Consider the following 252-nt stretch of genomic DNA (forward strand, 5'->3'; position numbering starts at 1 on the left):
GTCTTCCTGCTTCATTTAAAGACCAATCATAATTCACGATGGCTGCATTTTCCCCTCTCCAATGGGCACCTGCCCAAAATCCCCACATCAGCACTCCTTTTACGGCTGGATGACTAAATGCGACGCGATATAAAGCTTCCAGGTTATCCGCTCTTCGATTAGGGTCAGGGTGAACCGAATCGTACTCTGTGACCCATATTGGAAGACCTAGCTCAGCAAGCACATCGAGTCTCTCTTTGACAATGACTGGAT

The 252-nt window shown here is 47.6% G+C and carries 1 protein-coding gene; it reads right to left on the reverse strand.

Features of this window, described 5'->3' with window-relative positions:
• On the reverse strand, nucleotides 1–252 hold a 252-nt coding region (locus tag AC0IXA_RS27860; RefSeq protein WP_471814973.1), incomplete at both ends, for an endo-1,4-beta-xylanase.

The organism is Pseudomonas sp. AC083, assembly GCF_979253165.1.